Source organism: Roseinatronobacter alkalisoli (assembly GCF_028745735.1).
GTDB classification, from domain to species: domain Bacteria; phylum Pseudomonadota; class Alphaproteobacteria; order Rhodobacterales; family Rhodobacteraceae; genus Roseinatronobacter; species Roseinatronobacter alkalisoli.
This window is the reverse complement of sequence record NZ_JAQZSM010000002.1, coordinates 313,799-326,124: the sequence shown is the minus strand read 5'-3', so window position 1 is coordinate 326,124 and position 12,326 is coordinate 313,799. Positions and strand designations below refer to the sequence as shown.

Annotated in this window: 13 protein-coding genes and 1 other RNA gene; 9 read left to right on the top strand and 5 right to left on the bottom strand. The window is 58.8% G+C overall.

Translation table 11 applies throughout. The features are described 5' to 3' along the window. The first annotated feature begins 67 nt into the window (after nucleotides 1-67). The 3 genes from PUT78_RS03980 to PUT78_RS03970 all read left to right on the top strand — a co-directional run bounded on the left by PUT78_RS03980 (nucleotide 68) and on the right by PUT78_RS03970 (nucleotide 3,300). On the top strand, nucleotides 68-805 hold the full coding sequence (locus tag PUT78_RS03980) for a metallophosphoesterase family protein (protein WP_274350842.1): 738 nt from the start codon (nucleotides 68-70) through the stop codon (nucleotides 803-805). Nucleotides 806-940: 135 nt separating this feature from the next. Further along, complete coding sequence (locus PUT78_RS03975) at nucleotides 941-2,035, top strand: transglutaminase domain-containing protein (protein ID WP_274350841.1); 1,095 nt, start codon at nucleotides 941-943, stop codon at nucleotides 2,033-2,035. Next, entirely contained in the window at nucleotides 2,032-3,300 is a 1,269-nt protein-coding gene (locus tag PUT78_RS03970; protein WP_274350840.1) for a phosphopantothenoylcysteine decarboxylase domain-containing protein, read from the top strand. Before PUT78_RS03975 ends, PUT78_RS03970 begins: the two co-directional genes overlap by 4 nt. A gap of 68 nt (nucleotides 3,301-3,368) precedes the next feature. On the opposite strand, the gene PUT78_RS03965 is transcribed toward PUT78_RS03970, so the two are convergent. Beyond that, nucleotides 3,369-3,701 carry an Hpt domain-containing protein gene (locus tag PUT78_RS03965; protein ID WP_274350839.1) on the bottom strand — a complete coding sequence of 111 codons (333 nt, stop codon included), beginning with the start codon at nucleotides 3,699-3,701 and terminating at the stop codon, nucleotides 3,369-3,371. A 228-nt stretch (nucleotides 3,702-3,929) separates the two neighbouring features. On the opposite strand from PUT78_RS03965, the gene PUT78_RS03960 reads away from it, so the two are divergent. Together PUT78_RS03960 and PUT78_RS03955 are read left to right on the top strand one after the other, a co-directional pair. After that, entirely contained in the window at nucleotides 3,930-5,147 is a 1,218-nt protein-coding gene (locus tag PUT78_RS03960) for a fused response regulator/phosphatase (RefSeq protein WP_337994658.1), read from the top strand. Between the two features lie 143 nt (nucleotides 5,148-5,290). Continuing rightward, entirely contained in the window at nucleotides 5,291-6,040 is a 750-nt protein-coding gene (locus tag PUT78_RS03955; RefSeq protein ID WP_274350897.1) for an alpha/beta hydrolase, read from the top strand. Nucleotides 6,041-6,051: 11 nt separating this feature from the next. On the opposite strand, the gene PUT78_RS03950 is transcribed toward PUT78_RS03955, so the two are convergent. Together PUT78_RS03950 and PUT78_RS03945 are read right to left on the bottom strand one after the other, a co-directional pair. Next, complete coding sequence (locus PUT78_RS03950) at nucleotides 6,052-6,861, bottom strand: inositol monophosphatase family protein (RefSeq protein ID WP_420793452.1); 810 nt, start codon at nucleotides 6,859-6,861, stop codon at nucleotides 6,052-6,054. Between the two features lie 111 nt (nucleotides 6,862-6,972). Further along, a complete protein-coding gene (locus PUT78_RS03945; protein WP_274350838.1) occupies nucleotides 6,973-7,326 on the bottom strand; it encodes a helix-turn-helix domain-containing protein in 354 nt (117 codons plus the stop codon). A gap of 353 nt (nucleotides 7,327-7,679) precedes the next feature. Between PUT78_RS03945 and PUT78_RS03940 the strand changes: the two genes are divergently transcribed. Together PUT78_RS03940 and PUT78_RS03935 are read left to right on the top strand one after the other, a co-directional pair. Then, nucleotides 7,680-8,651 carry an NADPH:quinone oxidoreductase family protein gene (locus PUT78_RS03940; protein ID WP_274350837.1) on the top strand — a complete coding sequence of 324 codons (972 nt, stop codon included), beginning with the start codon at nucleotides 7,680-7,682 and terminating at the stop codon, nucleotides 8,649-8,651. 136 nt (nucleotides 8,652-8,787) lie between these two features. Beyond that, nucleotides 8,788-9,570, top strand: coding sequence for a Bax inhibitor-1/YccA family protein (locus PUT78_RS03935; protein ID WP_274350836.1), 783 nt, complete (start codon nucleotides 8,788-8,790; stop codon nucleotides 9,568-9,570). A 454-nt stretch (nucleotides 9,571-10,024) separates the two neighbouring features. Here PUT78_RS03935 and rpmG read toward each other — a convergent pair whose 3' ends face one another. After that, the gene (rpmG, locus tag PUT78_RS03930) at nucleotides 10,025-10,192 is read right to left on the bottom strand and encodes a 50S ribosomal protein L33 (protein ID WP_274350835.1); all 168 of its coding nucleotides are present in this window, start codon (nucleotides 10,190-10,192) and stop codon (nucleotides 10,025-10,027) included. Between the two features lie 153 nt (nucleotides 10,193-10,345). Then, an RNA gene (gene rnpB, locus PUT78_RS03925) (RNase P RNA component class A) lies at nucleotides 10,346-10,745 on the bottom strand. Nucleotides 10,746-10,883: 138 nt separating this feature from the next. On the opposite strand from rnpB, the gene surE reads away from it, so the two are divergent. Both surE and PUT78_RS03915 read left to right on the top strand, forming a co-directional pair. Beyond that, nucleotides 10,884-11,669 (top strand): 5'/3'-nucleotidase SurE, encoded by a 786-nt coding sequence (gene surE, locus PUT78_RS03920; protein ID WP_274350834.1) that lies wholly within the window; start codon nucleotides 10,884-10,886, stop codon nucleotides 11,667-11,669. Continuing rightward, nucleotides 11,666-12,313 carry a protein-L-isoaspartate(D-aspartate) O-methyltransferase gene (locus PUT78_RS03915; RefSeq protein WP_274350833.1) on the top strand — a complete coding sequence of 216 codons (648 nt, stop codon included), beginning with the start codon at nucleotides 11,666-11,668 and terminating at the stop codon, nucleotides 12,311-12,313. Before surE ends, PUT78_RS03915 begins: the two co-directional genes overlap by 4 nt. Nucleotides 12,314-12,326 lie beyond the last annotated feature (13 nt).

Below are 12,326 nucleotides of genomic sequence, written 5' to 3'. Positions count from 1 at the left end.
CGTCCCGGGGTTGACCCGGGACGATTGCCCTTGTTCTTGGACACATGACAGAAACAGGGGAATTCCGATGCGCAGCTATGCGATTGGTGACATTCACGGACAGGCGGGGCTTTTGCGTCAGGCGCATGCCCTGATCGAACGTGACCGCAAGACCTGCCGCGATAATGATGCGCCGGTCATCCACCTGGGCGATCTGGTGGACAGGGGACCGGACAGCGCCGGTGTAATCCGGCTGTTGCGCGAAGGTATCAGCGGCGGTGCGCCATGGGTGGTGCTGAAGGGCAACCATGACCGGCTTTTCGCCCGGTTCCTGACGGATCCCGGCTGGTGTGACCCGCATATCCGCGAGGGTCTGACATATCTGCACCCGCTGATTGGCGGCGCCGAAACACTTATGTCCTATGGCCTGTATCGCCCGACTTCGTTTCACATCAAGACCGTGCGGGCCAATGCATTGGCGCAGGTGCCGCCCGAAGATATCGCGTTTCTGGACTCCTGTCCGTTGATGTATCGCCATGATAATGCGTTGTTTGTTCACGCAGGCATTCGCCCCGGCGTCCCCCTGCCCCAACAGACCGAACAGGATTTACTGTGGATCCGCGACCCGTTCCTGATGGACACACGCGATCATGGCCCGTTGATAGTGCATGGTCACACGGCAATCCCCCGCCCGATGCATTACCGCAACCGTGTCAACCTGGACAGTCGCGCAGGTTATGGCGGCCCGCTGACGGCTGCGGTGATCGAAGACAGGCAGGTCAGTCTGCTGACCGAATCGGGGCGCGTGCCCCTAGTGCCACGATAGACGCGCTTTCAATGACTTTCGCCTTTGCCAGTCAAAGAAGGCTTAATTTTTTGCATCATTGTAACCTATAGTTGTGCAAACTGCGACGAATCAATTTCGATGCGGGCTGCAACGACCACATAAGGAACAAACTCAATGCTGCATAAACTCGATTTCACCCGGAACGCCACAGTTTCCGAGGGATATTTTTTTGATAGTTTACTTGGTCTTTATCTGGGCAGCGCCGCGCAGGCAGTGTTCGCGCAGGGCATTATTCACACATTGACCGAAGGGCAGGAACTGCCCGTTCAGTCGCCTGACAATCTTTGCGTTCTGCTTCAGGGTGTGTTGACACATGACCATGGCTGGCAAAGTCCCGGCTGTCATTTCCACAGCGTCATGCAGCCGCTGAAGGTAAAGGGCGCGCAGTCCACAGTCTGGGTGTTGGACACGGCCGGTGCGGATTGGCTGAAGCCGGAACGCGCCTATCTGCGGACAGTACTTGACGGGGCGCTGAATGCGGCCGAACGCGCTGTTGCCGAAGCAACCCCGCCGCGCGACCTGCCGGACCCCGAAACACTGTGCGATGTGGACCACCCCGCAATTCGCAGGCGTGCAGCACGGTTGTTGCGTACCACAGAAGAAGCAACAGCGCAGGCCGTATTCGCATTCGTGCAGGCCATGCCCTATCGTTTCGGGAACTGGCAGGAACGGGCATCGGACACGCTGGCACGCGGATCGGGCATGTGTACGACCAAAGCCAACCTGCAAGTCGCCCTTATGCGTGCCTGCGGGCTGGAAGCGGGATTCGCGGAAGTGCCCATGGAAATGTGCGTTCTGGGCAAGCTGATGCCCGATGCATGGTTGCCGATGATGCGCCCGACAGTGCGGCATTATTTCGGTGCGGTCAGACTGGGCGGGCGCTGGCATGCTGCGGATTCGTCCTACAATGATGACAGCATGCGCATCTATCTGGAACAGATTCCCGGATTTGACTATTTGTTGCCTGCACGCATCGGTGAAGGCACGCCCTATAGCCCTGCGCATTCGCATGACGGGCTGGACATGTTCGACATTGCAGTTGTCCCGCATCTGCATGACGAAATGAGCAAGAAAAGCCGCTTTTCACCCATGCAGTTCGAAGCACTGAACACGCGGCTGGACCGCGCGCAGGGGTGCTGGCAGAAATGGGTCGGTGCCGATCATCCGGACCTGCAGGCCGATGAACAACAAGGCGGGCGCGTTGCATGAATTTGTTTGACTGGGACTTCGCGGCGCCCACCCCCAGTGACATGGGGGACCATGATGTGCCGCCTGCCTCTGCACGGTTGACGGGCAAGCGGGTGGCGCTTCTGGTGACAGGTGGCATAGCGGCGATGAAAACCCCGCAGATCGCGCGGGGCCTGCGCCGCCACGGGGCGGATGTGGTGGCTTTTGTCAGTACGGACGCCCTGCGCTATGTCGCGCGCGAGGCGCTGGAATGGGCCTGTCTGGGGCAGGTCGTGGACGGGCTGACATGGCGCGCGGAACATCTGTCGGATGATGCGCCCTTTGACGCCTATCTGGTGGCCCCGGCGACACATAACACCATTGCCAAGATGGCGGCGGGCATTGGCGATACGCTGGTGACATCCGCGCTGATTTCCGCGCTGGGCCGGATGGAACAGGGGCGCACGCGCATTCTGGTTGCCCCCACCATGCACGGGTCCATGCATAATGCGCAGCTTGTGGAAAATTCCCGCAAGCTGGCCGCGCAGGGGGTGCAGTTCATTGCCCCGCGCGATGCCTATGGCAAACATAACCTGCCGGATACGGCTGTCATCTGCACGGCTGTCGGTCGGGCGCTGTCTGAATCCGCGCTGCGGGGCAAGCGTATCATGGTGACGGCAGGGCCAACGCCCGTGCCCATCGACGGGGTGCGCCGTATCGTCAACCGGTTCCGGGGGCGGCTGGGCGCGGATATTGCCGAAGAACTGACATGGCGCGGCGCAGATGTGGAATTGCTGCTGGGGGACGGGGCATGGCGGCCATCCGCGCCGATGCAGGTGACAATCGCGCGCACCTATGATGATTATCGTGACATGGTGCTGGACCGCGTGGGCAAGGGGTTGTTCGCTGGGGTGTTTTCCGCCGGTGTCGCGGATTACCGGCCCACGCAGGTCGTGGATGGCAAGATTGTGTCGGGCGCGGGTGAATACCCGCTGATGCTGGCCCCCACGGAAAAGGTGATTGATCTGGCCATGGCCGCAAACCCGCAAATGCACACAGTGGCATTCAAATATCTGGAAAAAGTTACCGAGGAAGAACTGATCCGCGTGGCCGCCAAACGGCTGGACCGTGCGGGCCTTGTCGTGGCGACGCGCGGCGAAGATACGCGCGGGCGTGACCAGCGCGCACTGATGGTGCGCAATGACAGCGTGACCCCGGTCGATGGCAAAGCCCGGATCGCCAGCGCGATTGCGGATTATCTGGAAGGGCTGGCAGGAACCCTGCCCCGACAGATCGCCGCCGAATAACCGCAAGCCGGAACGTGACCTGCGCCGGGTTTCCTCTCATCCACGCCGGGGGCTTTGCAAGGCGCAACTTATATCTGGTTGCGCCACTTGTCCTGTAACACCCTGATCGCACTGGGAAACCCCGTCAGGACCGAAGCGGCTTCCGCTTCGGTCGGGGCGGCATCATTGGACATTTTTTCGCCACGGCTGCAAACTTCGGCCATTTCTGACAGACCCAGATTCAGCGCCGCACCCTTCAGAAAATGGAATTCCGACATGCTGGCCGCAGATGTGTCTGCCGCGTGCAACCGTTCCAGCGCTTCATCCACCTCCTCGACAAAAAGGGACAACACTTCCTCAAACGCGTCCTCGCCTATTTCTTCATACAGTTCCTGAACGCGTGTCCAATCAATCACAGGCATGCCTTTCACCCGATTTTGCACTGAATACAGCCATTTCGTTAAGGTCAGGTAACTGCGAAAACACCGCAAAACCGACCGGGTGTTCACTGGTTGTTAAAACGAAGATGCTACCTTGCATGCGATATCACCTTTGCCGTTCATTGCTGCCCGGGGCGTCCGTTGGAAACAGACTTCAAGAAACGTATGGCTTGCGCGGCGGGAAAGCCAGTCCGAAAGCATGCGCTCATCGTGGATGACAGCCGCGCGCAGCGGCTTATTTTCCAGCGCCATCTGCAAGGTTGGGGGTATGAAACGACCGAAGCCGCATCAGGCGAAGACGCGCTGGACCTGTGCGGGAAAACCCATTTCGACCTTGTCTTGTCCGACTGGATGATGCCGGGAATGAACGGTCTGCAATTCTGTCAAAAATTCCGCGCGCAAAAAAACGAATTTTACAGCTATTTCATTCTGTTAACTACGAAGAATGACAAAACCGCAGTGGCCGAAGGGCTGAATGTCGGCGCCGATGATTTTCTGACCAAGCCGGTGTCTACCATGGAATTGCGCGCCAGAATCAGTGCCGGTGAACGCTTGCTGGACATGGAACGCGAGGTCCGCAAGACGCTGCAGCAGTTGCAGCAGGTACATGACGCGCTGGAACGCGATCTGCAGGAAGCGCGCAAGTTGCAACATGCACTTATTCGTGAACGGTTTCGCGAATTCGGCCGCAGCCAGCTTGCCTTTCTGTTGCAGTCCTCGGGCCATGTGGGCGGCGATCTTGTCGGCGCGTTCCGGATTTCGGACAACCGGATCGGTGTCTATTCAATTGACGTGTCGGGGCATGGCGTCGCCGCCGCAATGCTGAGCGCGCGCATCAGCGCGTTGTTTTCCGAAGGTGCGCAAAGCCAGAATATCGCCTTTTCCCATGACCGGGTCAGCGGCGAAACGACAGCTTGCAGCCCTGCACAGGTCGCTGCACGCATGAATGACCTGATGCTGGCGGAGATGGAGACGGAAACCTACCTGACCCTTGCCTATGCTGATCTGGATCTTGTCACCGGGCGCGCATCCATCGTGCAGGCCGGGCACCCGCACCCGGCGGTGCAACGCAAGGGCGGCAATGTGGAATTCGTCGGGATGGGGGGCTTGCCAGTCGGGCTGATTCCACAGGCAAGCTATTCCAGTTTTGACGTGATCCTTGGACCGGGCGACAGGTTGTTTCTGTATTCCGACGGAATCACGGAATGCCAGAACACCCTGGATCAGGAATTCGGGCAGGATCGTCTGGGCCGGATGATGGAAAGCCTGGTCATGTCCTGTGGGCTGGATTTCCTGGATTCGCTGAAATGGCAGCTTGGGAAATGGGCGGGAAAAGATGAATTCAGCGATGACGTGTCAGGCGTGATCATTGAATTCAACGATTATGCACCATCTGACACCATGCGCCCCAAAGGGCTGATTACATGAATATTTTTGCCATGGCGGGCTTGTATTCGACAACATTTGACGCAAGACTGCAAAAAGAACCCCGCCGCGCGGGGCCAGCAACCACGCCATCGGACCGGACAGTTTTCGGCCGCAACATACTGAAATCCAGACAAAGGACACCCTTGACCAGTTTCCTCCATACACCGGGCGGCCGCTCATTAGCCTATTCCCGCATCGACGGCAGCACACCGGGCATTGTTTTTCTTGGCGGTTTCAAATCCGACATGAGCGGAACCAAGGCAGTTTTCCTGGAAGACTGGGCAAAGACCGCAGGGCGGGCCTTCCTGCGGTTTGACTATTCCGGACACGGCCAGAGTTCGGGCGCATTTACCGATGGCTGTATCGGCGACTGGGCCGAGGACGCGGCTGCCGCCATTACGGCACTGACCAGCGGACCGCAAATTCTGGTCGGGTCATCCATGGGCGGCTGGATTGCCTTGCTGCTCGCACGGGCAATGCCGGAACGGGTGCATGCCCTCATAGGTGTCGCCGCCGCCCCGGATTTTACCGAAGACAGCATGTGGCCCCAACTGACACCGGCGCAGCAACAGCAGGTGACACAGACCGGGCAGACCGAACTGCCCAATGATTATGACGACCAGCCCTATATTCTGACACGCCGCCTGTTCGAGGATGGCAAGTCACAGCTGGTGTTGCGGGCACCTTTGGCATTGCCATTTCCGGTGCGCCTGATGCAGGGAACCCGTGATGAAGCCGTGGATATTTCCGTGCCGCTGCGGTTGCTGGAACATGCCGATTGCCCGGATATGCATCTGCGGCTGGTCAAGGATATGGATCACCGGTTTTCAACACCGGATTGCCTGAACCTAATTACCGCCGCAATCAACGAGGTATCACCCCCCACCGCCTGAAGGCCCACTGGTCAGGCGTTCAGCAACGCCATTGCCTGCGCGTGAATATCAGGATTTGCTGCGGCAAGCGCCTGACCACCGGGCCCCACGGCCCCGCCCTGCCAGTTGGTCACTATGCCGCCCGCCGCTTCAATCACGGCAATCGGGGCGGCGATGTCGTAAACATTCAGGCCCGCCTCGATGACCAGATCAATCTGGCCAAGTGCCAGAAGCGCATAGGCGTAGCAATCCATGCCATAGCGTGTCAGGCGGCAGGCTGTGGATACGCGCTGAAACGCACGGCATTCATCATCTGTGCCAATCTCGGGGAAGGTGGAAAACAGGATCGCATCCCGCAAATCCGGGGTTGCGCGACAATGCAGCGCAGCCGCGCCCTGCGGGCCGGTCGCTTCGGCCATGCCAAGCCCGCCAAGAAAGCGTTCACCAATATAGGGTTGGTCGATCACGCCCAGAAACGGCCCGCTTTGGTCAGCAACGGCAATCAAGACGCCCCAGCAGGGGGAACCACTAAGGAAAGAGCGTGTGCCATCAATCGGGTCAATAACCCATGTCAGACCTGAGCGTGTTGGCACCGGGGCGAATTCTTCGCCCGTAATACCGTCATCGGGGCGCATCTGCGCAAGGCGGTCGCGTATCAGCTGCTCCACTGCGCGATCGGCAATGGTCACAGGGTCGAACCCATCGGCGGATTTGTTGTCAGCCGTCAGGCCTGACTGCCGAAAATGGCGCAGGGTTTCCACCCGCGCCGCATCTGCAAATTCATGTATCAATGTGATCAGCTGGGACCGCTCGGGCGCGGCAATAGTTGTGCGATCTTTCACCCTGCAATCCCTTATGTCGCGGTCCGGACAGGCCGGTTACTGACCCCTTATTGGCCTGTCAGTGCCGGGATCGCAACACCCGTCGCCCAGGGAAACCCCGCAGACCCGCAGTCAGGCAACTTCGCCCAGCGCGCGTGCAAGATCAAACAGCCGTTTGCGCTGGTTTTCTGGGATCGCATAATAGGTGCGCAACAAATCCAGCGTTTCCTTGTTGGACAACATATCGTCTTCTGCACTGGGCTGTTCCTGATCCACGTCTTCGAAAAAGAACGTTATCGCAACCTTCAGTGCCTGCGCGATATCCCACAGCCGGGAGGCCGAAACACGGTTCATACCGGTTTCGTATTTCTGAATTTGCTGGAATTTTATACCAACAATTTCAGCAAGTTGCTGCTGGGTCATACCAATTGCCCACCGGCGTTGCCGGATGCGCTGACCTACATGGATATCAACAGGATGTGACATATTTTCCCCAGTCTAGATTACATATACTCGTATGGACGCAGGTGCCAGCCAATACAATCATGGGCCACGCAATACTGCCAAAAGGCAAGCTTGCCGCTACTTTACCCGCCCGAAATGGGCAACACGAACTCTGACGCGGCAAGCTCAACCATGGGTGTAAATCATACTGATGGAGAAGGGTTGATCAATTGTTTCACAGCCCGCATTTTTTTTCTTATTCGCAATTTGCGTTGCGTTTTGCAAACAACCTTAGGCTGATCGAAGCGCATTGCGAATACCGCTGGTAGCGCGTCCCTTGCCACTGCCACGCAACTGGGCCAGACTACCACGAATCGTCGTCATTGGGCCTGAAAATGCGCGCAGTTCGTCTGGAAAGCACCGAATCACCCCCAACATTCCAGCAGATTCGCGAACCGGTCCACGGACCGGGCGAAGTCCTGATTGATGTTGCCGCATGCGGCTTGAATTTCGCTGATTTGCTTATGATGAAGGGGCAGTATCAGGAACGCCCCGCCTTGCCTGCAACACTCGGCATGGAAATTGCAGGCACGATCCGCGCAATCAGCCCCGATGTGACAGGGTTTCATGTCGGGCAGCGCGTCGCGGCATTCACGGGCCAAGGCGGTCTGGCCGAAATGGCAACCTGCCCCGCCGCGCGCTGCATCGCCCTGCCGGACAATATGCCAATGACAGAAGCTTCGGGTTTTCTGGTGGCCTATGGCACATCCCATCTGGCATTGCGCCACCGCGCCAGCTTACAGCCGAATGAAACACTTGTTGTTCTGGGTGCCGCAGGCGGGGTCGGACTGACCGCTGTGGAAACAGCGGCGCAAATGGGCGCGCGGGTCGTTGCGGTGGCGCGTGGCGTGGAAAAACTGAAGATTGCAGAACAGGCCGGGGCATCGGTCTGTCTGGACAGCGACACCACCGATTTGCGCAGCGCGCTGAAAGACATGGGCGGGGTCGATGTGGTCTATGACGCGATCGGCGAACCGATGGCCAGCGCAGCGCTGCATGCATTGCGCCCGGAAGGGCGCTTTCTGGCCATTGGTTTTGCAGGTGGCACTGTGCCGCGGTTTCCGGCCAATATCCTGCTGGTCAAGAACCTTACAGTGATCGGGCTTTACTGGGGCGGCTATCTGAATTTCGCGCCAAAAGCGCTGACAGACAGCCTGCAGGAACTGCTGAGCTGGTATGCGCAGGGACGAATCAAGCCGCATATCAGCCATGTCCTGCCATTCGATCAGGTTTTCGAGGGTTTTGAACTGTTGCGGAACCGCAAGTCGACGGGCAAGATTGTCATATCCCTGCGCGACGGTGCCTGACAGACAGCACTGTTGGGTTACTCAGTTCAAATCCTGTCTATTTTGCTTCGGAAATGCTTGAATTCTGTGGCTTTCGGCATGATATTCAGGACATGAACGCGCGGGAACCCGCGTATTTTTTTGACCGGAGGTGAAAATGGCCAATTTCAACACGATGCGCGCTCAGGTGAGTGGTGCTCGCGCTGAACAGATCGACGCGGGCTTGCGCGCACATATGAACAAGGTTTACGGCACCATGTCCGTAGGCATGCTGATCACGGCTGCCGCCGCATGGGCCATTTCAGGGCTGGCGGTCACCACAGACCCAAGCGCTGCTGTCGCCCAACTGCCCAATGGCACGCTGCTGAACAGCCTGGGCGGGGCAATCTATCTGTCGCCGCTGCGCTGGGTCATCATGTTCGCGCCGCTGGCCTTTATCCTGTTTGGCTGGGGCGCGCTGATGCGCCGTGCATCCGCCGCTGGTGTGCAGCTTGGCTTTTTCGTGTTTGCAAGCGCGATCGGCTTGTCGCTGAGTTCCATCTTTCTGGTCTTCACCAGCTATTCGATCACACAGACCTTCCTTGTGACCGCGATTGCGTTTGGCGGGCTTAGCCTGTGGGGATACACCACCAAGAAAGACCTGTCGGGCATGGGCACATTCCTGATCATGGGTGTGATCGGCCTGATCGTGGCGATGGTCATCAACATCTTCCTGGCAAGCCCGGCGATGATGTTCGCAATTTCGGCCATCGGCATTCTGATCTTTGCTGGCCTGACCGCGTTCTACACCCAGCAGATCAAAAGCGACTATGTTGCCCACGCGATGGCTGGCGATCAGGACTGGCTGGACAAAGCGGCCGTTGATGGCGCGCTGAGCCTGTATATCAGCTTCCTGAACATGTTCCAGTTCCTGCTGATGTTCCTGGGCCAACAGGAATAACCACAGCACAACGCATATATGACACAGGGGGCCGGTGGGAACACTGGCCCTTTTCTTATGCCCTACATATTGCTCCGTTCCGGGAATATGCGCTGCCAGATAAGCGTGGGATTGCGCGCCCCTGTCCGGTGGCGACGGCGCGTTGGTGGGCGGTTTTGGGCCTGAAGGGGACGCTCGCGCTTGGATCAAGCCCGCGCCAGCAGTGGGCCGGGGTCTGCCGGTCCGACGTTAAAGGGATGCAGTTTATGCAGGCGGCATCCTTCTGAGCTCAAAGGACTGAACTGCCCTTGGGTCATCGGCAGGCCGCGGGACGGCCCACCGATGGCGCGGCGGCCTGCGGCCTTGATTCCGCGCCTTTGGGTGACTGCTTCAGGCCAAAAGGTGTCCCTCACCCTTCCCCAAAGAAAAACCGCGCCCGAAGGCGCGGTTTTCAGTCAGCATAAAGCGGGCAGGATTACTTGATCTTGCCTTCTTTGTATTCGACATGCTTGCGCACAACGGGGTCGTATTTGCGCGTTGTCATCTTCTCGGTCATGGTGCGGGCATTCTTTTTGGTGACATAGAAATGCCCGGTCCCCGCGGTCGAGTTCAGACGGATCTTGATGGTGGTCGGCTTCGCCATAATTTACTCTCCTGAACCGGGACACGCGCCAGAACGGCCCTGCGCCCGTGAATTCTGAACCTGCCTTCTACAAGGGTTCTGTCCCTTGTCAACCGGATTCCCGAAATAATCCGCCACCCCAACCACGGTTTTGCCCGGCGGGGTGGAAAATCAATGTGCGGATGGTCTGTAAGCCGGGTTCTGTTCAGGGGACGGATGCCCCCCTTGATGACCATTCATCTGCCCCTGCCCTTACGGACAGGATCTAGCTGCCAACCCGGACTTCGGGCTGAAGTGGCCCTGCGGCGATATCCCCGTAAGGATCATGCCCGCGCGAAGTCCCTATTCGGCATTGCTCCCGGTGGGGCTTGCCGTGCCGGTCCGGTTACCCGTCCCGCGGTGGGCTTTTACCCCACCGTTTCACCCTTACCATGACATGCATGGCGGTCTGTTCTCTGTGGCGCTTTCCCTCGGGTTACCCCGGCCGGGCGTTACCCGGCACCGTCACTTCATGGAGCCCGGACTTTCCTCGCACAGGGGTTTTCCGCCTGCACGCGGCCATCCGACCATCCGCACAAGCCCCACATAGGGAATGTGGGACTGCGCTGCAACTGCTACAATCGCACCGGCATATGAAAGCTGTACGGGCATCGGCCCTTGTCGCCTGCGCCGCCCTGTTCTAAGCAAGATATACGCGAACCTAGGGGGTATCATGCGCATTCTGGTAACCAATGATGACGGGATCAATGCCCCGGGCTTGCAGGTTCTGGAACAGATCGCGCAGAATATCGCGGGCCCAAAGGGCGAAGTCTGGGTTGTGGCACCCGCGTTCGAACAATCCGGCGTGGGCCATTGCATCAGCTACACCCACCCGATGATGATCGCCAGACTGGACAAGCGCCGCTATGCCGCCGAAGGGTCACCGGCGGACTGTATTCTGGCCGGACTGTATGACGTGTTGCAGGGCGCGCGCCCTGATCTGGTGCTGTCGGGCATCAACCGTGGCAATAATGCCGCCGAGAATGTCATGTATTCCGGCACTGTCGGCGGTGCCATGGAAGCGGCGCTTCAGGGACTGCCCGCGATTGCCTTGTCGCAATATATGGGCCCGCTGACCGAAGAACTGCCATCCATTTTTGACAGCGCCGTGGGCCATGGTCAGGCCGTGATCGAACGCCTGATCAAGGACGCGCCCTGGGATCAGGGCGACTACCGGCTGTTTTACAACGTGAATTTCCCGCCCGTCGCAACAGGCGATGTAAAAGGGCTGCGCGTCACGCCGCAGGGCTACCGCCGTGACACGTTTTTCGGGGTGAAGCCGCATATCTCACCTTCGGGGCGGAAATTTCTGTGGATTACCGGCGGGCCGCAACACCAGCCGACAGCCCCCGGAACCGATGCAGCAGTCAATCTGGACGGCTATATTTCGGTCACGCCCATGCGCGCCGACCTGACGGCGCATGATGCGTTGAATGATGTGAAAAAGGCGCTTGAATGACGCAGGATGACGATCTGGCAGAACAGCGCATGCGCTTCATCTACACCATCCGTTCGCGCGGGGTGACGGATGCGCGGGTGCTGTCTGCCATGGAACGGATCGACCGGCGCGCCTTTGTCACCGGTATTTTCAGCGACCGCGCCTATGAAGACATGCCCTTGCCGATTGCCTGCGGACAGACCATCAGCCAGCCATCGGTCGTGGCGCTGATGACCGAAGCCTTGCAGGTCAGCCCCCGCGACAAGGTGCTGGAAGTGGGCACCGGGTCCGGCTATCAGGCCGCGATCCTGTCGCAACTGGCGCGGCGTGTCTATACGGTGGAACGCCACCGCACACTGGCGCAGGCGGCGCAGCGCGTGTTTGACCAACTGGGTCTGCATAATATAACCAGTATGGTATCTGACGGGTCACATGGTTTGCCCGAACAGGCGCCGTTTGATCGCATCATCGTGACCGCAGCGGCAGAAGACCCGCCTGGCCCACTCTTGGCGCAGTTGAAGATCGGGGGTATCATGGTCGTGCCGGTTGGTCAGTCAGATACGGTGCAAAGCCTGATCCGCGTCATCCGGCACGAAGACGGTTTTGAGTATGAGGAAATGCGCGCAGTGCGTTTTGTGCCCCTTCTGGAAGGATTGGGGCATTAGACCGAAACATAAC